Here is a 19,140-nt window from a genome sequence, read left to right as displayed (position 1 = left end):
TTTTAAATTTTAGTTTACCAATAAAACAATTTAATGCTGTACCAATTTGGTAAACTGTTACATTGATATATTGTTACATTATTTAGTGACTTTGGCTCCGTTAAACAATTTTCCTTCTGCAGAAACGATGTACGGTTCTTTCGCATTCAGACCGGATAAAATCTCCACCTGATCGCCGAAATGTTTTCCGGTTTTCACCCAACGAAGAATTGCAGTATTGTTTGAACTTACGGTATAAACTCCGGTTAACTGTCCGTTTTCTACCAAAGCAGATTTGGGAATCATCACACCTTCCTGGAAATCCAGATTCGTTTTTCCATTATTTTTAAAGGGGAATTGAACGTTCACAAACATTCCTGAGAGGAGATTGGCACTGTCGGAGACATTCACCTTAACCAAGTATTGTCCACCTGTGTTTGCGGACGATCTGCTGATTTCCGCAACTGTTCCGCCGACTTCCTGATTGGTTGATTTCAAGGTGATTTTCACAGGAATTCCCTGTTTTATTAAAGTGATATTTTGCTCAGAAACCAATACCTGTGCCTGTAAAGCAGATGGAGATTCGATCGTCAGCAAAGGCATTCCCGGACTTGCCATATCGCCTTGTTCGGCATATTTTGCAGTAATGACTCCGGAAATGGGCGCGGTAATATTGGTGTATCTGTATTGTGCATTCACTTCACTTTTCATTGCTTGAGCCGCGTCTAATCCTGCTTTTGCCATTTCGTACCGCGCTCGCATATCATCCAATTCTTTTTGAGAAGCACTTTGGCTTTTATATAAATTAGAAAAACGGTCGTAATCTTTTTTAGCACTGTTAAAATTTGCCTGTGCCTGTGAAATCTGGGCGTTGGCTTGTCCACCTTTTGCCTGAATATCGGTGGAATTGATGCTTACCAGCAGTTGACCAGCACGCACATTTTGCCCAACTTCTGCGCGCAGTCCGGTGATATAGCCCATCATTCTGGTGCTTACATTTACAGAATTTTTGGAAACTAATTTTCCGCTTGCGGTTGCAAAAGCACCTTCAGAATTGGATTCCGGTTGATTGACGGTTACCTGAACCGGTTTTTGTGAAAGCGCTGCACCTTTTTCGTCAGCGGAACAACTCATCGATAATCCTAAAAGAAGGACGGAGTAAACTAATATTTTCATAAGTATTTTTTTTAAAAGATGATAGATAATAGACTGATAGATAATAGATGTGAGAATTTAGATAGAAGTTGGATTTTGTCTCAATCTCATGTCTCTTAATCTCATTTCTTAGATAATAGATAATAGATAATAGATAATAGAGATTCGTCTATTCTCTATTTGTCTGATTGCTATTTTAAAAATTTATAATATTCCAAAACCGAATTATATTCGAAAATGGCCTGCTGATATTCCAGTTCTTTTTGGGACATTTGGGTTTCGGCGGAAAGTAAATCTGATGATTTTTCTAAACCTTGACCGTATCTGTTTTTTCGGATTCTATATGCTTCACCGCTTTGTTCCCAAGATAATTTGGTGAGGGAAACTTTTCGGTCTGCATCTAAAACCTGTCGGTAAGATTTGTTGAGTTCCAACTGATTTTGTTTTTGGTATTGCTGAATTTCAGTTTGTGCTTTGGATAAATCTGCGCGGTATTTTTCCTGTTCGCTTTTCGCTTTTAAACCGTCGAAAATATTCCAGGATAATTGCAGTCCGACCAAATATCCGTTGGCATTAAACTGATAGGGCTTGTTGTCATGTAATTCAAAACTGCCGAATGCATTTAATTTGGGTAAGAATTTCGCTTCCGATGATTTGATGAGATAATGGTATGCTTCCAAAGATTTCTCATACGCCTGCAAATCTTTTCTGTTCACATTCAGTTGCGGATTTTCTTCTACAATATTTTCCTGATAAGAGAATTCGTCCTGAGGTTTAAGAACTTTATTGTTAGAATCTTCGTTCAACAAAAAATAGAGATAATCAGATGTATTTCTCACATTGGATTTCGCATATTGAATTTGGCTTTCGATTTCGGAAACTCTTACCTCCATGTACAGAACTTCTGATTTTTGTATCATGCCGTTTTTGTAATAATTGTCGATGACTTTTTTATTGGCAAGTGTGGTTTGTCTGGCTTTTTCCAAAACATTAACCACTTTATAAGCCATTTGCAGTTGCAGATAGGCTTTATTCAAATCGAACTGAAGATATTCTTTGGTTCGTTCTGCTTTTATTTTTAAAACATCTACCTGAACTTCGCCCGCTTTTTTCCGATAAACGGCATCTTTATTAAAAATCGGTTGCTGAACTTCCAGTTTCGTGGCGAAATTGAAAATATTATCTGGATTGTTGAGTTTTGCCGGATCAAAATCCATCATCGTAATGCGCTCCTGATTCAGTTTTGAACCAAATGCCATCAATGGATTATTGGTGGAAATTCCCGTGTAAGAAGCGGTTACATTAGGCAAATACATCGCTCTGGTTTCCAGTAAACTTGCTTTTGCAGCATTCACTTCATCGTTGGCTAATTTTACCGATAAATTTTGTCCTTCAATTCGGGCTTCCAAATCTTTTTTAGAAATCTGAAGAGTATCCTGACCAAAAATTTGGGTAGAAATAAAGAGTAAAAACAATAATTTTTTCATAAATCTTAATTTGATGACAAAAGTAAGACTGTGAAAAATCCTGTACAGTGATGTTTATCACAAAGCCCATTAATAAAGAAATTTTGCTGGTTTCATATTGGATGAAAAAAACAAAACCCCGACTTCTCGAGGTTTTATTTCTATCATTGATAAGATGTGTTTTTAAAGAGTGACGATTGTAGTTTTCATTGTGACTTTCGACTTTATTGAATTGGAGATCAAGCAATGCTGCTTAGATTTTTGTAAAACACGTTCTGCTTTTTCACGTTCGCTTTCATTCGCAATAGTAACAGTTGGTTCCAAAATAACTTCTGTCATTAGGAATTTTCCTTCTATTTGCTCCAGTTTTCCGTGTGATTTGCACGTGAAACCTGTGAACTCTAATTTGGAATTTTCCGCGATAGATAAAAATGTGGTCATCAGGCAACTTGCAACTGCAGAAGTGAACAAATGTTCGGGAGACCAAATTCCTTCCACGCCTTTTGGGAATTGCGGTGGAGTAGCGATTTCTACGGTTGTGGAAAGTTCCGGTGAAGACATTTCTCCCTGCCGGTCTTTCGACCAGGTAATATCTACGTTATATAAATGAGGTTCCATTTTTTTAAATTTTACTGTTTAAACTTGCCCAACCGCCGCCGTTATGAACATCGGTATAGCCATTTTTTACAAGCAGCGTTTTTGCAGAAGCACTTCTCATTCCAGAAGCGCAACACGTGATGATGGTTTTGTTTTTGTCTTTCAATCTCGATAGATTTTTCAGAAGTTGATCTACAGGAATGTTGATGGAATTCTTGATATGACCGCCGGCAAATTCTTCTTTACTGCGCACATCTACAATGACAGCCCCGTTCTTTATAAGGTCTGCGTAATCTGTTTTATTGAATCCGAAAAGTTGATTAATGGTGTCTAACATAATTTTGTGTTTTTGATTGATTTAATAATGCAAATTTAAGTCAGAGAAATTGAGGCTACAGTAATCTACATCACAGAAGCTTAAATTTTTTACCGCAAAAGAAACAAAAGTTCAGGTTGAAAATTTAGTTATTCAAAAGTCTGCAAAAGCGAAATAAAGATCTACACTACCTTTTCTTTCTTTTGGAGTGCTTAAAATCCAATGTTTTCTTTTGCCTCTTTTGCGGTAGAAAATTTGTCGTCCAATCAAAGAAGTTCAATTTTATTTCTGGAAAGGATAAGGAGATGTTCCTTTTCCATCTGTTTCAGCACGCGGCTTGTTGCTTCGCGCGTAATTCCCAATTCATCAGCAAGTTGTTGATGGGTAACCGAAATTTCTTTGGACTTATATAACAGCACTTTTTGCTTGATAAGGTGTAAAAGGCGGGTATCTATTTTCTGGAAAGCCACTGAATTGACCACATCCAAAAGTTCTTCAAAACGTTTTTGGTACAGATCAAAAATAAATTCGGTCCAGTCCGGATATTTTTTCACCCATTCTTTGGCTTTATCTGCAGGAATCAGCATGATATCCGCATCTTCTTCTACGACGGCTTTTATTTTAGAAGTTTCATTTTTCATCCCTGAAAGAATGGAAACGATGCAGCTTTCGCCCGGTGTTAAATAATAGAGCAGGATTTCACGGCCGTCTTCTTCAGTTCTGATGACTTTAATGCTTCCGGAAAGCACCACCGGAATATTTTTGATGTACGAATCCATATTCACGATCGTTTCACCTGCTTTGAAATGTTTGAGGTTACCGGATTCTTCAATTTCTCTTACTAAATCTGACTGGAAAATATCTTTTAAAACCATGGTATAAAGTTAACTAAATTTCTGATTTTAAATTTTGGTATAAAATTCACCGGTTCTTATGATTTTAAACAGAAAAGTATTTGTTTAATATCTATTATATGCCTATGTGATTTTGCGTTTTCGCTATGGAATTCAGGTTTTTAGCGATTTTTAAAGAGTTTTTCAAAAAGAAATTGACTAAAAAGAGGTGATAATTAGTTAATTTTTATATTTTTGAAAATCTTAAAAAATATAAAATGTCAAATCTTTGGAGAACCAAACCGCTGAGCCAGCTTTTGTCAGAATCTGACGAGACTTCAGACGGATTGAAAAAAACATTGTCTTCCGCTTCTTTGGTGGCGCTGGGAATCGGTGCCATTATTGGTGCCGGATTATTCTCAATCACCGGGCTTGCGGCAGCTAATTACGCCGGACCCGGAATCATGATTTCCTTTATTATCGCAGCTATTGGTTGTGCTTTTGCCGGATTGTGTTATGCAGAATTTGCCTCAATGATCCCTGTTGCAGGAAGCGCTTATACCTATTCGTATGCCACGATGGGTGAATTTATTGCCTGGATTATCGGCTGGGATTTAGTCCTCGAATATGCGGTAGGAGCAGCAACTGTAGCCTCGAGCTGGTCGGGATATCTCGGGAAATTCTTTTCCAGTTTTGGAGTTTCGCTTCCCAATAATTTAATGATGACACCCTTTGACAGTTATATTGTCGATGGCGTAGCTCACACAGGTTTAATCAATCTGCCGGCTGTTTTCATTGTAAGCATTATGTCCTTGATTTTAATTAAGGGAACGAGTGAATCTGCATTCGTAAATACTTTAATAGTAATTCTTAAAGTTTCTATTGTAATTATCTTTATTGTAGTAGGATGGAAATACGTAAAGGCAGAAAACCTAACTCCGCTAATTCCTGAAAACACCGGGAAATTTGGTGAATATGGCTGGTCTGGAATCATTCGGGCCGCCGCAGTCGTATTCTTTGCCTATATTGGTTTTGATGCAGTTTCAACCGCTGCACAGGAAACCAAAGATCCGAAAAAATCGATGCCGATCGGGATTATGGGATCGCTCCTTATCTGTACTGTACTGTATATTATTTTCGCGTACGTAATGGTAGGGGTTGTGAACTATAAAGCATTTACTGCCGGTGGTGGTGGCGATCATTTAGCGCCGGTTGCAATTGCAATTGAAGCGATGGGAAGTGTAGTGAACGGAACAATGGTTCCTGCATATCCCTGGTTGAATACCACGATTATCTTAGCGATTTTGTTGGGATATTCATCGGTAATTTTAGTAATGTTGATGGGGCAAAGCCGTGTCTTCTACTCGATGAGTAAAGATGGTTTGTTGCCAAAAGTTTTCAGTGAAGTTCATGCAAAATTCAGAACTCCTTATAAATCCAATCTTTTCTTCTTGGTTTTCGTAAGTTTATTTGCAGCTTTCGTACCCGGCAGAGTAGTGGGTGAAATGACCAGTATCGGAACTTTATTTGCCTTTATTCTGGTTTGTGTAGGAGTATTGGTTTTAAGAAAAACTCAGCCAGATGCGCCGCGTGCCTTCAGAACGCCGCTGGTTCCTTTGATTCCGGTTTTAGGTGTCTTGGTGTGTCTTGGTATGATGGTTTTCTTACCGTTTGATACCTGGATTCGTTTGGTATGTTGGATGATGATCGGTCTGGATGTTTATCTCTATCGTGGAATTAAGAACTCTATTTTAGGAAAACAAAATAACACGACTGACGATCCGAAAAATTATTCTGTAACTGCTATTTCGGGTATTTTCTTAGTTGTACTTCTGGCAGTATTGGCTTATCTGCATCACCAGAATGCAGAGGTTGATGACAGTGGTCTGATCATGTTCTCTATAGGAATGCTTATTGTTCACACTATTTTATATGGATATTATTTCTTTAAATACAAAAAGTAATATCAAGATATAAAATATAATAAAAGATTTCCCGTCATTTTTTGGCGGGATTTTTTTTGGTTAAAACTTAAATTCGTAACTGTTTTCCCCATCAGATTTTTTTTCAGAGCTAAATCCCAGTCAGATTCAATTTAATTATAATTCTCGATGAAAATCTTAATTTGCCATAATCTCTTAACGTTAAAAAAACACTCGGCATTTTTTACTATTTTTGATTAAATTAAATCTCCATGAAAAAAGCTTTCGGTTTCCTGCTGTTTCTTTTATGTTTAAACTTCCACTTTGCTCAAAAAGTAAAATTTGAAACCTTGTTAAAAGATAATATCTCCATTCGCGCCTTGCAGATTTACGATGGAAAAGTTTGGTATTCCGGAACGGATTCTAAATTTGGATATGTCAGTTTAAAGGATTCTGCGGATAAAAAGCAAATAAGACTGTCTGGTGAGAATTTGCAGTTTCGCACCTTAGCGCAGAATCATGCTTACTTTTACTGCATCAATATTGAAAGTCCTGCTTACTTTTTTAGAATTGATAAGTCGACGATGAAACCGGAAGTGGTGCATACCGATAGCGCGAAAAACGCTTTTTATGACGCTCTGCATTTTCACGGTAATTATTTTTATACTTTCAGCGATCCTGAAGAGAATTTAAAATTGAAGTTTGCAAGATTCACCGGCAATGTAAATTTTAATATTAATTATCTTAATAAAGAGCTTTTGGATTTGAAAAAAGGAGAAGCTGCTTTTGCTGCAAGCAATACCAATATAGCCTCTTCTAAGAAAAATATTTGGATAGCCACAGGCGGAATGGCGTCTCGAATAATAAAGATGAATTTGAAAACAGGGAAAATTCAGTTATACGAAACCCCTTTCATTCAGGGAACTTCTTCCCAAGGAATCTATTCTATCGATTTTTATGATCAAAATTTCGGAATCGCTGTTGGAGGAGATTATACCAAACAAGCAGAAAATATCAATAACATCGCCACCACATACGATGGCGGAAAAACTTGGCAAATTCAAGCTTCCGGAAAAAATGGAGGCTATAAAACCTGCGTAAAATTCCGACCGAAATCGAAAGGAAAAGATATGATTGCTGTTGGTGATCAAAATATCGAATTTTCTGATGATTACGGTAAAACCTGGAAAACCATTTCAGAGGAAAAAGGACTGTATGTTTGCGAGTGGACCGATGAGAATACGGCTGTTTTTGCAGGAAAAAACAGGATTGTGAAGATGACGTTCAGTGAGAGTCTTTAGTGATTATCCCACTTTTTAAAACTGTCAAAACTCATCTGTAATATTCACAAGTTCTATTTCATAATTCGACCACTCTTAACTTATTTCGTATTTTTGCAAAATGAAATTTCAAAATGAATTTCATAAATATTTGTAAAAAACATACTTTCAAATGAATTCTTTAATTGATAAATATAATATTCCCGGACCGCGTTATACTTCTTATCCAACCGTTCCTTTTTGGGATGATGCCAGTTTTACCAGCGATCTTTGGCAACAGTCTGTCCTGAGAACTTTTAATGAAACCAACGATTCCGAAGGGATTTCCATTTATATTCACTTGCCGTTTTGTGAGCAGTTGTGTACGTTCTGTGCCTGTCACAAAAGAATTACCAAGCAACATTCTGTCGAAACTCCTTATCTGGAAACGGTTCTGAAAGAGTGGGATTTATATGTGAAATTATTTGGTAGAACGCCAAAAATTAAGGAACTCCATTTAGGTGGCGGAACACCCACTTTCTTTTCTCCAGAAAATTTAAGAATTCTACTGGAAGGAATTTTTGCCAAAGCAGAAATTGCCGAACATCCGGAGTTTTCATTTGAAGGACATCCGAATAATACGACACGTGAGCATTTGCAGACTTTATATGATTTAGGTTTCCGAAGAGCCAGTTTCGGGGTGCAGGATTATGATCTTCAGGTTCAGAAAGCGATCAACAGAATTCAGCCTTTTGAAAATGTGAAAAAGGTAACCGAAATGGCGCGTGAAATGGGCTATAAAGGAGTTTCCCACGATTTGGTTTTCGGTCTGCCATTTCATACCTGGGAGAAAATGGAATATACGATCCGCAAAACTTTGGAATTAAAACCGGACCGTTTAGCGTTCTATTCTTACGCCCATGTTCCCTGGATTAAAGGCGTTGGACAAAGAGGTTTCGACGAAAACGACTTGCCAAGCGGTGAAGAAAAAAGAAAATTATACACCAACGGAAAAAAGCTGTTGGAAGAATTAGGCTATATCGAAGTCGGAATGGATCACTTCGCTTTGGAACACGATGACCTTTATCAATCGATGGTTTCCGGCGATATTCACCGAAATTTTATGGGATATTCTTCAAGTAAAACCCAGTTAATGGTTGGGTTGGGAATGTCTGCAATTTCAGATTCCTGGTATGCTTTCGCCCAGAATAATAAAAGTGTAGAGGAATATCAGAAAATCGTAGAAGAAGGAACTATTCCTGTGGTAAAAGGACACGTTTTGAATCAGGAAGATTTAATCATCAGAAAACATATTCTGAATTTAATGTGCCGGTTAGAAACTTCCTGGGATTTGCAAACTGCTTTCCCCGAAATCGAAAATGCTTTGGAAGCCTTAAAAGAAATGGAAACCGATGGCTTGGTAGAAATATCTGACAACACCATTAAAATCACCGAAAAAGGCCGCGCTTTTACCCGAAATGTGGCGATGACTTTTGATTTAAGAATGATGCGGAACAAACCTGAAACAAGGATTTTTTCGATGACGATATAATTTGATATTAAATGAAAACAGAAAGCGACCTTAAAAAGTCGCTTTTTTCGTTACCTGAAAATTAAAAGTTTCGATTTTTGTTTTTTTTAATGTTTTACGGGCACATCTCCGGATTTTCGACCCGATTATCATTATCTTTACGAAAACAAGTTAAATTTTACCTTAAATAATGATCATCACAAACAGCGTTTTAGACGATATCCCCGAAATTTTCAGACTTTATAAATTCGCGATCGATTATCAAAAAATCACCTTTCCCGGAAATGTCTGGCCGGAATTTGATAAAGATTTTATTGCGACTGAAGTACTGGAAAACCGGCAGTTCAAGTTAATCATTGATAATAAAATTGCCTGCATTTGGGCGATTACTTATAATGATCCGCAGATTTGGGAGGAGCGGGAAAACAATGATGCCATCTACCTGCACCGGATCGCGACGAATCCTGATTTCAGAGGAAATAATTTTGTGAAGATCATCGCCGACTGGTCAAAAGAATTTGCCGAAAAAGAAAATAAAAAATTTGTAAGAATGGATACCTGTGGACAAAACGATCGCTTAATCAGTCATTATAAAAATTGCGGATTCAATTTTTTAGGAATGAAAAAGTTAAAAGATTCTTCTGACCTGCAGGAACATTATCAAAATGCCGACGTGTGTTATTTTGAGATCAAACTGTAATAATCAATCGATTTGCTTGAGGAGATTTTTAATTATTTAGTTTGATTTACAAGGTATTGAATCCGAAATCTTCAGCTTCTTTCTACCTTTTTAAGTAAAACAGTAGTTTTTTTTGAGATGAAAACATATAAAATATTCAATAATGGAAACCAGAATAAATATCTCAAAAGTAGATCCCAAGGCGTACGCAGCCATGATCGGACTTGAAAAATATCTTGCCCAAAGTGGTTTGGATAAGATGCTTTACGAACTTATTAAAACCAGAGCCTCGCAAATAAATGGCTGCGCATTCTGCATTAATATGCATACGCGTGACGCTATGAAATTGGGTGAAACCTCACAAAGATTATTTTTATTGGATGCCTGGCGGGAAACCGACCTTTTTACAGAGAAAGAAAGGGCAGTTTTGGCGTTAACAGAAGCGATGACCTTGATTACAGAAGGTCATGTTCCAGATCCGGTTTATAAAAATGCCGAAGAACATTTAACACCCAAGGAATTGGCTGCGGTCATCATGGCAGTTGTCGCCATCAATGGTTGGAACAGAATAGCGATTACTACAAGAACACCTTTAGATTAATCGCTTTTTTAAATACATATCAGTCGCATTGGTTTCGAATAGTTTCAAGAAACGGAATTGCACATTCGCAGGAAAATTATAAATTTTCCGAAATAAACGAGTGAAGAGAAAACTACTGACTAAGATTGTTAGGTTTCCAACCTGCTTTTTTCGTTCTTTGCAAATTAAGAATTAAGAGGTGAGTTCCACTGAATCTCAGCCAAGAAATCAACATCAATTATGTCAACAGAAAAAAATACACAAGAAAAAATAAGACTTCATATCCGAAATAAAAATCGCGAAAGATATGATTTAGATGCCCTGAAAATAGCGGTTCCTGAATTGGCAGAACACATTACGGTTAATAAATATGGTACGGAATCGGTTGATTTTGCAAATCCTGTAGCGGTAAAATTGCTCAATAAAGCTTTACTGAATTATTATTACGGAATAAAAAACTGGGATTTCCCGGATGAAAATTTATGTCCGCCCATTCCCAGTAGAGCCGATTATCTGCATTATATGGCGGATTTGTTAGGTCAAAGTAATTTTGGTGATTTGCCGGAAGGTGATAATATCAAAGTTTTAGATATTGGTGTTGGCGCGAGTTGTATTTATCCGGTCATCGGGGTTTCAGAATATGGCTGGAATTTTATTGGGTCAGATATCGATCCGCAGTCTGCTGAATCCTCAAATAATATTGTCACTTTAAATCCATCTCTGGAGGGAAAAATCGAAGTCCGTTTACAGGAGAATCCGAAAGCTTTTTTTGAAGGAATTTTAAGCGGTGAGGAGAAAATTGATTTCTCCATGTGCAATCCTCCCTTTCACTCTTCCAGTGAGGAAGCTCAAAAAGGAAGTCATCGAAAAGTGAAAAACCTCAGAGGTAAAAAAACCGAAAGACCGGCGCTTAATTTTGCAGGCATCAGCAGTGAATTGATTTGTGAAGGAGGCGAATCCAGGTTCATTCACGATATGATTACCGAAAGTCAGAAATTTGCAGAGAACTGTTTTTGGTTTTCGACTTTGGTGTCGAAACAATCGAATCTGAAAGGGATTTATAAAGCCTTAAATGAAATGGAAGTTGCCCAAATTAAAACCATTCCCATCGGAACAGGCAATAAATCGAGTCGAATTATCGCATGGTCTTTCCTGTCGAAAGAAGAGCAAAAAGAGTGGCGGGAAACGAGATGGAGAAAAACAGAAGATAAATAGAAAATTTGCTTTTTTTCATTTCATCTTTACCATAATTAGTAGTGATCTAAACACTAACAAAAAGATTCATGTCTTATAATTTACACGACCAAACTTTTGACAAAATAGATTTTTCCCAAAAACCTTTAATTAAAGGAGAATATGAAAACTGCCTGTTTACGAATTGCAATTTTGAGGAAACGAATCTCACTGAATTCAAATTCGTTGACTGCGAATTCCGGGATTGCAACTGGAGCCTGGCGCTGCTGCATGGAACGGTTTTGCGGGAGGTGAAGTTCAACGGCTGTAAAATGCTCGGTCTTCAGTTTGAAACGTGCAATGATTTTGGACTGTCCTTTTCTTTTGAAAACTGCCAATTGAGCCATTCGACTTTTTTTCAGATGAATATCAAAAAAACCGCCTTTAGAAATTGTCAGTTACGGGAAATCGATTTTTCAGAATCCAACTTAACCGGTGTTATTTTTGACAACTGCGATCTTGCACAGGCTATTTTTGTACACAGTATTTTAGAAAAAGCAGATTTTCGAACCGCTTACAATTATTCCATCGATCCTGAAAATAACCGTCTCAAAAAGGCGAAATTTTCAGTCCTGGGTATTTCCGGACTGCTGGACAAATATGATATTGTCATTCAGGAATAATTTTTTTAAAAATTAAACAATCGTTTAATATGTTCGTTTTCAATTCATTATTGATTATATAGGAAAAACTTTCTGGGTTTTTCTTTTTTTTCTTTTTTACTAGCATAGTTATTGCAAGCTACCGTTTACAGAATCATCATTTTATTTTAGAAAAAAGAATGATTCTGTAATTTAACTTAAATCAAATACTATCATTATGAAAAAGCACACTCTGTTTTTAATCGCATTAATTTCCTTATTCGTAGTTTCATGTTCTACCAATACGTTTGGCGACAGTTCAAAATTGTATAATAACGCATGGGAACTGGAATATATCACCGGACCCAGAATTGCTTTCCAGGGATTATTTCCGGATGAAAAACCGGCGATTACTTTCAATAAATCAACAAACACTGTTAACGGAACAACAGGTTGCAACGGTTATAACACCGACTTTAAGTTGAATGGAAATAAGATTTCGTTTGCTGATCCCGGTATCACTACCCTGAGATATTGTGGTGACGGCGAAGTGTTTTTCTTAAAAGGGATGAAAGGAATTACCAGTTACAGAATTACTGACGAAGGTAAATTGGAACTTTTGATGAGCGACGTTGTCATGATGAGATTTAAAAAATCAATGATAAAAAAACAATAATTATATTTTCTTTAAAGATCATTTAAACCAAAAAAGCAAGATTAATTTCTTGCTTTTTTTTGGTTTAAAAATAGGGGATAATTTCTCCTATTTTAATTGTTAGATTAGACTAACTTTTGTAGTTTTGCCATTATAACTTAAATATGTTTTAATGAAAAGAGGATTATTATCTTTTGGATGTTTGATAGCAACAGGTTTTTACTTTGCGCAACATTCATCCATTACAGGGCAAATTACAGGAGGAGGAATTCTAAAACCTGCCGTCGGTGTTGATCTGGAAGGAACAGATTATTCTACATTTTCGGACAGTTCGGGCGTTTTTAGATTTAGCGAAATTCCATCGGGCCACTATAAAGTAAGAGTGAAATTAAATGATTTTCAGCCTTTTTACAAAGAGGTGGTCATCAAAGAAAATGACAGTTTAACTTTAGATATTAATTTAAAAGCCACCGACAGAGGTTCTGATATTGAAGATGTCGTAATCACCGGAACGCTGAAATCGGTAAGAAGATCGGACAGTCCGGTCACGATAGAAGTTTATTCTCCGGCTTATTTTAAGAAAAACCCAACACCCAATATTTTCGATGCTTTACAAAATGTAAATGGCGTAAGACCACAGCTGAATTGTAATATCTGTTCCACCGGAGATATTCACATCAATGGTTTGGAAGGTCCATATACCATGGTTTTGATTGATGGGATGCCGATCGTCAGTTCGCTCGGAACTGTTTACGGAATGTCTGGGATTCCTAATTCTTTGGTAGAAAGAATTGAAATTGTAAAAGGCCCTGCGTCTTCTCTTTACGGAAGCGAAGCGGTTGGTGGCTTGATCAATGTGATCACGAATAACCCGCACACTGCGCCGTTGTTTAGTGCCGATCTTTTTTCGACTACTTGGGGCGAATACAATTTGGATGTCGGTTTTAAATTCAACGCAGGTAAAAAAGCAAAAGTCCTCACCGGAATTAATTATTTTAATTACCAAAATAAAATTGATAACAACCACGATAATTTCACAGATGTTACTCTACAGGACCGCATTTCCCTTTTCCAGAAATGGAATTTTCAAAGGAAAGAAAATCGGCTGTTTTCCATAGCTACAAGATATATGTATGAAGAACGTTGGGGCGGCGATATGCGCTGGAATAAATCCTATCGTGGAGGTGATGAGATTTATGGTGAAAGTATTTACACCAGCCGTACCGAATTTTTTGGAAGCTACCAGTTGCCTGTCAATGAGAAAATTTTTTTGGGATTTTCTTTTGTAAATCATGATCAGGACAGCCGTTACGGGGAAACATCTTATATCGCGAACCAAAAAATTGCCTTCAGTCAGCTGAATTGGGATAAAAAAGCAGGAAATCATGATCTGCTCTTTGGTGCAGCGATGCGATATACTTATTATGACGACAATACGGCCGGAACTTCAACGATTCTGGGCGAAAACAAACCCGAAAAAACTTATCTTCCCGGAGTTTTTATTCAGGATGAAATCCGTTTAGCAGAAAATCATCAGTTGCTTTTAGGTTTCAGATACGATTATAATAATATCCACAGAAATATTTTTACACCGCGAATGGCTTATAAATGGTCTGTCGATCAGAATAATATTTTAAGACTTAATGCGGGAACGGGATTTCGTGTGGTGAACCTTTTTACCGAAGATCATGCTGCTTTAACCGGGGCGAGAAATGTTGTGGTTTTAAACGATTTGAAACCTGAAAAATCTTATAACATCAACCTTAATTATACTAAAAAAATGTATTTCGGTTCAGGCTCTCATATTGCTTTGGATGCGAGTGCTTTTTACACTTATTTTACCAACAGAATCGTTCCCGATTACGAAACCAACACGTCTCAAATCATCTATGATAATATCGGTGGAAATGCAGTCAGCAAAGGATTTAGTTTAAATGCCAATCTTAATTTTGCGAATGGTTTAAAGTTTATTATGGGTGGAACAGCAATGGAAAATACCATCACCGACAACGGAATCACAGAACATCAGATTTTAACAGAGAAATTCATGGGGATCTGGGCGGTTTCCTATAAAATAAGAGCATGGAAAACGGCCATCGATTATACGGGAAATATCTCTAGTCTCATGCGTTTACCTTTGTTAGGGCAATTAGATCCCAGAAAACGGTATTCACCGTGGTGGAGTATTCAGAATATTCAGTTTACTTATGAGGGTTTTCAGAAATTTGAAATCTATGCTGGTGTTAAAAATATTTTAAACTGGACGCCGAATAAGGGAACCCCGTTTATTATTTCCAGAGCCAACGATCCTTTTAACAAACAGGTAAAATTTGATTCCAGTGGCCAAGTGGTCGCAACACCCGATAATCCTTATGCCTTAACGTTTGATCCCAATTATGTGTACGCGCCCAATCAGGGAATCCGTTCTTTTCTCGGAGTTAGATTTACGTTTAAATAAAATCATGAAACCACTATCAACTTTTCAAAAATCAAGTTCTGTTGTCTTAATTTTTTGGGGCTTAATGATGACTTTTTCACAAATGAAAAAGCATCCGTTGGAACGTGCAGAAGAATTGCAGAAAACCGAACAGAAAACCGTAGTGGTTTTTGTTCATACCGACTGGTGCAACTACTGTCAAGCGATGCAAAACGCTACTTTTAAAGATGAAGAAGTACAGAAAATCTTAAATGAAAACTTCTATTTTGTGGATATTAATGGTGAAGAAAAAGCAGAAATTTACTTTGCAGGAACTGTTTTTAAATACCAGCCAACAGGGATAAATACAGGTCATCACCAATTGGTTGACTCGTTAGGTAATATTGATGGACAGCTTTCTTATCCAACTTTGGTGATTTTAAATCCAAAGAATGAAATTGTATTGCAATACACTGGTTTTTTAACTGCCGCAGAAATGCTTAAATTATTAAAAAAAATAAATGATGACTAAATATTTATGGAAACAGAAGGTTTAATTAAGATTAATTTAACTTTCATTGTTCTGATCTTGGTTAAATTTTCCCTAATTTTGAATGAATATAAATAATATAAATAATTGAAATTATGGCAGATATTACATTACAGGGCAATCCGGTTCACACAGTCGGTAACTTGCCAGAAATAGGAACCACGTTGAAAAATTTTAAACTGATCAATGTGGATTTAAAAGAAAAGACCAATGATGATTTTTCCGGCAAAAAGAAGATTTTCAATATCTTTCCAAGTATTGATACCGGTGTTTGTGCAGCTTCTGCGAGAAAATTTAATGAAGAAGCAGGAGGATTAGATAATACTGTGGTGATCAATGTTTCCAAAGATTTGCCTTTTGCACTGAACCGCTTCTGTGCAGCAGAAGGTCTGGATCACGTGGTAAGTTTATCAGATTACCGGGGCTCTTTTGGAGATGATTTCGGAGTGAAAATTTCCGATTCCCCAATGCAGGATCTTTTGAGCCGTGCCGTAATTGTGGCTGATGAAAACGGAAAAGTAATATATACCGAACAGGTTCCCGAAATTGCACAGGAACCTAATTACGAAGCAGCTTTGAATGCTTTAAAGTAAATTGTAAAAACCAATCATAAAACTTGTCAGTAATAAACTGGCAAGTTTTTTTATTTATAGCGAAAATTTTTAACTTTAAATATTTAAATAATGGATTCAATAAAAATTGAAATAACTATTCTAAAACCCGTTTCAACCGTTTGGGAACTTTTCACCCAACCCGAACATATCACCCAGTGGAATTTCGCAAGTGATGAATGGACTTGCCCCAAAGCCGAAAATGATTTACAGATCGGTGGCGAATTCAACTATAGAATGGAAGCAAAAGACCAGAGTTTCGGTTTTGATTTTAAAGGAATCTACGATGAGGTTGCTCCTTTGGAAAATATAAAATACCATTTGGAAGATGGCAGAAAAGTAGAGGTGCTATTTGAAATTGTTGATCAAAATACGACCACAGTGACCGAAATATTTGAACCGGATCCAGGCCAGCCAGAGCCCATGCAAAGGGAAGGTTGGTATGCCATTCTGGATAATTTTCATAAATATGTAGAGAATTATTAACCGCAAAGACTGCTCTGGATGAAATTTTAAAAATTATTCCGTATTTTTATAAAAAATAATCTATGGAGCCTATAACGATAAACATTACCATTCTAAAACCCATTCAAAAAGTATGGGATTATTTTTACAATCCAAAGCATATTGTGAAATGGAACTTTACCACACCGAACTGGCATTGCCCCAAAGCGGTGATCGATTTTCGCGAAGGGGGATCCTTTGATTATCGCCTGGAATATAAAGATAAAAGTTTCGGTTATGATTTTTCCGGCCAAATCGTTGAAATCAGAGATTTGGAATATGTGAAAAGTATTTTAAGGGATGGCAGAACAATCGAAGTTTATTTTAATAAAATTGATGAAACCACCACTGAAGTTGTCGAAGTTTTCGAACCGGAAGAGCAATATTCCACTGAAATGCAAAGAGTAGGTTATTACGCAATTTTAGACCGTTTTCATAAATACGTTGAAAATAATTAATAAATTTTATAGCGTTTTTTTAATTCAAGAATATGAACAATACTATATTTCCCTGTCTTTGGTTCAACGGTGATGGAAAAGAAGCCGCTGATTTTTACTGTGAAACCTTTGGTGGAAAAATTACCGCTGATACTCCGGTTGTTTTAAATATCTTACTGTTCGGGCAGAAATTAATGTTTCTCAACGGCGGACCGCAATTCGAAAAAAACGCTTCTATCTCTTTCATGGTTCTTTGTGAAACCGTAGAGGAAGTTCAGAAATACTGGGAAAATATTTCTCAAGACGGCATCATTTTGATGGATTTGGGCGAATATCCGTGGTCTAAAAAATACGGTTGGGTCCGTGACCGGTTTGGCGTAACCTGGCAGATCAATCTGACGGACAAAAAAAGTGGTCAGAAAATAATTCCTACCTTGATATTCATTCATCAGAATAATGGAAAAGCGATGAAAGCGATGGAGTTTTACACCGGAATTTTCCCCAATTCCAGAATAGAAAGTGTACTGAAATATGGGGAAGGAATCGGCGGGAAAAGTCAGGAAAATCCAGAAAATATACAGCATGGTCATTTTGTAATTGATGATTACTCGCTCTTCTGTATGGATAATTCTTACGATCATCAGTTTGATTTTAATGAAGGAATTTCAATTGTTGTGATGACTGCCAATCAAGTGGAGACCGATCATTTGTGGAATTCACTCATTGCAGACGGTGGCCGGGAATCAATGTGTGGTTGGTTAAAAGATCAGTTCGGAGTCAGCTGGCAAATTGTCCCTAAAAGATTATTAGAATTGATGAATGATTTCGATCATCCTGTGAAAGCGCAAAAAGTCGTAGAAGCAATGATGGGCATGCAGAAAATTGAAATTTCCAAGTTAGAAGAGGCTTATAATTCTTAAAAATAAAATGAACAGAAGTGAGATTATTAGAGTTCAAAATACAGATTAATGCCACTCCTGAAAAAGTTTGGGAAGTGCTTTTTACTCAGGATGCTTACCAAAAATGGGCTTCTGCGATGAATGAGGGAACCTATTTCGAGGGAACCTGGGAAGAGGGAAGCGTGATGAAATTTCTCGATCCCAAAAATAATGGAATGTATAATAAGGTGATCAAAAACATTCCCAACCGGGAGCTCAGCATGAAACATCTGGGATGGATTTTCGATGGTGAACTCAGTCCTCAGGACTGGGAAGACTCGACCATCAGTTATTTTTTAGAACCCTATGAAAACAAAACCCTTTTAATAGGAAGGGTAAATTCGCTGGATGAATTTGTTGATTTCTTCAATACTAAATATCCGAAAAATTTTGAAAAGATAAAAGAACTTTCGGAAGAGCAATAATTTTAAAACGCAAAACCATGGAAACTTTAGATTACGAAATTCATATCAGTGCGCCGATTCAGAAAGTTTGGGATTTACTCTGGAGCCCGGAAACCTATCCGATATGGACGCAGTTTTTTACGCCAGGTTCGCAGATGAAATCCGACTGGAAAGTCGGTGGCAAAACCTATTTTACCAATCAGAAAGGTGAAGGAATGGTGTCAACCATTGAAAGTTTAGACGAGCCCAATGAAGTTATTTTCAGGCATCTTGGAACAGTCAGAGATGGTGTAGAAGATACGTATACCAGGGAAGTTAAAGACTGGAGTGGTGCCGAAGAAAAATATTTTCTGCGGGCGATTGACGAAAATACCACCCAACTCACGGCGACTGTTCATGTCAGCAATGAAAATGAAGATGCGATGAATAAAGGTTTTAATGAAGGTTTCGCAATGCTTAAAAAGCTGGCTGAAAAAGAATAGAAAAGAATATCA

The 19,140-nt window shown here is 36.9% G+C and carries 21 protein-coding genes; 16 read left to right on the top strand and 5 right to left on the bottom strand.

Features of this window, described 5'->3' with window-relative positions; translation table 11 throughout:
- Positions 1–78 precede the first annotated feature (78 nt).
- The 5 genes from NBC122_RS00845 to NBC122_RS00825 all read right to left on the bottom strand — a co-directional run bounded on the left by NBC122_RS00845 (position 79) and on the right by NBC122_RS00825 (position 4,388).
- The gene (locus NBC122_RS00845; protein WP_133438566.1) at positions 79–1,155 is read right to left on the bottom strand and encodes an efflux RND transporter periplasmic adaptor subunit; all 1,077 of its coding nucleotides are present in this window, start codon (positions 1,153–1,155) and stop codon (positions 79–81) included.
- Between the two features lie 170 nt (positions 1,156–1,325).
- Entirely contained in the window at positions 1,326–2,621 is a 1,296-nt protein-coding gene (locus tag NBC122_RS00840) for a TolC family protein (RefSeq protein WP_133438565.1), read from the bottom strand.
- A 162-nt stretch (positions 2,622–2,783) separates the two neighbouring features.
- Complete coding sequence (locus NBC122_RS00835; protein ID WP_133438564.1) at positions 2,784–3,218, bottom strand: OsmC family protein; 435 nt, start codon at positions 3,216–3,218, stop codon at positions 2,784–2,786.
- A 4-nt stretch (positions 3,219–3,222) separates the two neighbouring features.
- Positions 3,223–3,534 carry a rhodanese-like domain-containing protein gene (locus tag NBC122_RS00830; RefSeq protein ID WP_133438563.1) on the bottom strand — a complete coding sequence of 104 codons (312 nt, stop codon included), beginning with the start codon at positions 3,532–3,534 and terminating at the stop codon, positions 3,223–3,225.
- 245 nt (positions 3,535–3,779) lie between these two features.
- Positions 3,780–4,388 carry a Crp/Fnr family transcriptional regulator gene (locus NBC122_RS00825; protein ID WP_133438562.1) on the bottom strand — a complete coding sequence of 203 codons (609 nt, stop codon included), beginning with the start codon at positions 4,386–4,388 and terminating at the stop codon, positions 3,780–3,782.
- 236 nt (positions 4,389–4,624) lie between these two features.
- Here NBC122_RS00825 and NBC122_RS00820 point away from each other — a divergent pair, with 236 nt between their 5' ends.
- The 16 genes from NBC122_RS00820 (at position 4,625) to NBC122_RS00745 (ending at position 19,128) form a co-directional block, all read left to right on the top strand.
- Positions 4,625–6,310 carry an amino acid permease gene (locus NBC122_RS00820; RefSeq protein ID WP_133438561.1) on the top strand — a complete coding sequence of 562 codons (1,686 nt, stop codon included), beginning with the start codon at positions 4,625–4,627 and terminating at the stop codon, positions 6,308–6,310.
- Positions 6,311–6,540: 230 nt separating this feature from the next.
- Entirely contained in the window at positions 6,541–7,569 is a 1,029-nt protein-coding gene (locus NBC122_RS00815; protein WP_133438560.1) for a WD40/YVTN/BNR-like repeat-containing protein, read from the top strand.
- A gap of 151 nt (positions 7,570–7,720) precedes the next feature.
- On the top strand, positions 7,721–9,079 hold the full coding sequence (gene hemN / locus NBC122_RS00810) for an oxygen-independent coproporphyrinogen III oxidase (RefSeq protein WP_133438559.1): 1,359 nt from the start codon (positions 7,721–7,723) through the stop codon (positions 9,077–9,079).
- A gap of 169 nt (positions 9,080–9,248) precedes the next feature.
- Positions 9,249–9,758, top strand: coding sequence for a GNAT family N-acetyltransferase (locus tag NBC122_RS00805; RefSeq protein ID WP_133438558.1), 510 nt, complete (start codon positions 9,249–9,251; stop codon positions 9,756–9,758).
- A gap of 142 nt (positions 9,759–9,900) precedes the next feature.
- On the top strand, positions 9,901–10,338 hold the full coding sequence (locus NBC122_RS00800) for a carboxymuconolactone decarboxylase family protein (protein ID WP_133438557.1): 438 nt from the start codon (positions 9,901–9,903) through the stop codon (positions 10,336–10,338).
- 219 nt (positions 10,339–10,557) lie between these two features.
- Positions 10,558–11,532: a 23S rRNA (adenine(1618)-N(6))-methyltransferase RlmF gene (gene rlmF, locus NBC122_RS00795; RefSeq protein WP_133438556.1), complete on the top strand. Its 975-nt coding sequence runs from the start codon at positions 10,558–10,560 to the stop codon at positions 11,530–11,532.
- A 68-nt stretch (positions 11,533–11,600) separates the two neighbouring features.
- Positions 11,601–12,173 carry a pentapeptide repeat-containing protein gene (locus tag NBC122_RS00790; protein WP_133438555.1) on the top strand — a complete coding sequence of 191 codons (573 nt, stop codon included), beginning with the start codon at positions 11,601–11,603 and terminating at the stop codon, positions 12,171–12,173.
- A gap of 196 nt (positions 12,174–12,369) precedes the next feature.
- Entirely contained in the window at positions 12,370–12,807 is a 438-nt protein-coding gene (locus NBC122_RS00785; RefSeq protein WP_133438554.1) for an META domain-containing protein, read from the top strand.
- A 151-nt stretch (positions 12,808–12,958) separates the two neighbouring features.
- A complete protein-coding gene (locus NBC122_RS00780) occupies positions 12,959–15,244 on the top strand; it encodes a TonB-dependent receptor (protein WP_133438553.1) in 2,286 nt (761 codons plus the stop codon).
- A 4-nt stretch (positions 15,245–15,248) separates the two neighbouring features.
- Positions 15,249–15,734, top strand: coding sequence for a thioredoxin family protein (locus NBC122_RS00775; protein ID WP_165983170.1), 486 nt, complete (start codon positions 15,249–15,251; stop codon positions 15,732–15,734).
- 113 nt (positions 15,735–15,847) lie between these two features.
- Complete coding sequence (tpx, locus tag NBC122_RS00770) at positions 15,848–16,345, top strand: thiol peroxidase (protein WP_133438551.1); 498 nt, start codon at positions 15,848–15,850, stop codon at positions 16,343–16,345.
- Positions 16,346–16,435: 90 nt separating this feature from the next.
- Entirely contained in the window at positions 16,436–16,849 is a 414-nt protein-coding gene (locus NBC122_RS00765; RefSeq protein ID WP_133438550.1) for an SRPBCC domain-containing protein, read from the top strand.
- A 62-nt stretch (positions 16,850–16,911) separates the two neighbouring features.
- Positions 16,912–17,325: an SRPBCC domain-containing protein gene (locus NBC122_RS00760; RefSeq protein ID WP_133438549.1), complete on the top strand. Its 414-nt coding sequence runs from the start codon at positions 16,912–16,914 to the stop codon at positions 17,323–17,325.
- A gap of 32 nt (positions 17,326–17,357) precedes the next feature.
- Positions 17,358–18,224, top strand: coding sequence for a VOC family protein (locus NBC122_RS00755; RefSeq protein WP_133438548.1), 867 nt, complete (start codon positions 17,358–17,360; stop codon positions 18,222–18,224).
- Between the two features lie 17 nt (positions 18,225–18,241).
- Positions 18,242–18,667 (top strand): SRPBCC domain-containing protein, encoded by a 426-nt coding sequence (locus NBC122_RS00750; protein ID WP_133438547.1) that lies wholly within the window; start codon positions 18,242–18,244, stop codon positions 18,665–18,667.
- A gap of 17 nt (positions 18,668–18,684) precedes the next feature.
- Positions 18,685–19,128, top strand: a complete 444-nt coding sequence (locus tag NBC122_RS00745) for an SRPBCC family protein (RefSeq protein ID WP_133438546.1) — start codon at positions 18,685–18,687, stop codon at positions 19,126–19,128.
- Positions 19,129–19,140 lie beyond the last annotated feature (12 nt).

It is taken from the genome of Chryseobacterium salivictor, from assembly GCF_004359195.1.
Lineage (GTDB): Bacteria > Bacteroidota > Bacteroidia > Flavobacteriales > Weeksellaceae > Kaistella > Kaistella salivictor.
The sequence above is the reverse complement of the archived record's forward strand: the minus strand, read 5'-3'. Positions and strand labels throughout refer to the sequence as shown.

Bases quoted from the DNA above. Each gene is read 5' to 3' on its own strand.
- NBC122_RS00845 (WP_133438566.1), bottom strand. From the start codon at position 1,155: ATGAAAATATTAGTTTACTCCGTCCTTCTTTTAGGATTATCGATGAGT.
- NBC122_RS00840 (WP_133438565.1), bottom strand. From the start codon at position 2,621: ATGAAAAAATTATTGTTTTTACTCTTTATTTCTACCCAAATTTTTGGT.
- NBC122_RS00835 (WP_133438564.1), bottom strand. From the start codon at position 3,218: ATGGAACCTCATTTATATAACGTAGATATTACCTGGTCGAAAGACCGG.
- NBC122_RS00830 (WP_133438563.1), bottom strand. From the start codon at position 3,534: ATGTTAGACACCATTAATCAACTTTTCGGATTCAATAAAACAGATTAC.
- NBC122_RS00825 (WP_133438562.1), bottom strand. From the start codon at position 4,388: ATGGTTTTAAAAGATATTTTCCAGTCAGATTTAGTAAGAGAAATTGAA.
- NBC122_RS00820 (WP_133438561.1), top strand. From the start codon at position 4,625: ATGTCAAATCTTTGGAGAACCAAACCGCTGAGCCAGCTTTTGTCAGAA.
- NBC122_RS00815 (WP_133438560.1), top strand. From the start codon at position 6,541: ATGAAAAAAGCTTTCGGTTTCCTGCTGTTTCTTTTATGTTTAAACTTC.
- hemN (WP_133438559.1), top strand. From the start codon at position 7,721: ATGAATTCTTTAATTGATAAATATAATATTCCCGGACCGCGTTATACT.
- NBC122_RS00805 (WP_133438558.1), top strand. From the start codon at position 9,249: ATGATCATCACAAACAGCGTTTTAGACGATATCCCCGAAATTTTCAGA.
- NBC122_RS00800 (WP_133438557.1), top strand. From the start codon at position 9,901: ATGGAAACCAGAATAAATATCTCAAAAGTAGATCCCAAGGCGTACGCA.
- rlmF (WP_133438556.1), top strand. From the start codon at position 10,558: ATGTCAACAGAAAAAAATACACAAGAAAAAATAAGACTTCATATCCGA.
- NBC122_RS00790 (WP_133438555.1), top strand. From the start codon at position 11,601: ATGTCTTATAATTTACACGACCAAACTTTTGACAAAATAGATTTTTCC.
- NBC122_RS00785 (WP_133438554.1), top strand. From the start codon at position 12,370: ATGAAAAAGCACACTCTGTTTTTAATCGCATTAATTTCCTTATTCGTA.
- NBC122_RS00780 (WP_133438553.1), top strand. From the start codon at position 12,959: ATGAAAAGAGGATTATTATCTTTTGGATGTTTGATAGCAACAGGTTTT.
- NBC122_RS00775 (WP_165983170.1), top strand. From the start codon at position 15,249: ATGAAACCACTATCAACTTTTCAAAAATCAAGTTCTGTTGTCTTAATT.
- tpx (WP_133438551.1), top strand. From the start codon at position 15,848: ATGGCAGATATTACATTACAGGGCAATCCGGTTCACACAGTCGGTAAC.
- NBC122_RS00765 (WP_133438550.1), top strand. From the start codon at position 16,436: ATGGATTCAATAAAAATTGAAATAACTATTCTAAAACCCGTTTCAACC.
- NBC122_RS00760 (WP_133438549.1), top strand. From the start codon at position 16,912: ATGGAGCCTATAACGATAAACATTACCATTCTAAAACCCATTCAAAAA.
- NBC122_RS00755 (WP_133438548.1), top strand. From the start codon at position 17,358: ATGAACAATACTATATTTCCCTGTCTTTGGTTCAACGGTGATGGAAAA.
- NBC122_RS00745 (WP_133438546.1), top strand. From the start codon at position 18,685: ATGGAAACTTTAGATTACGAAATTCATATCAGTGCGCCGATTCAGAAA.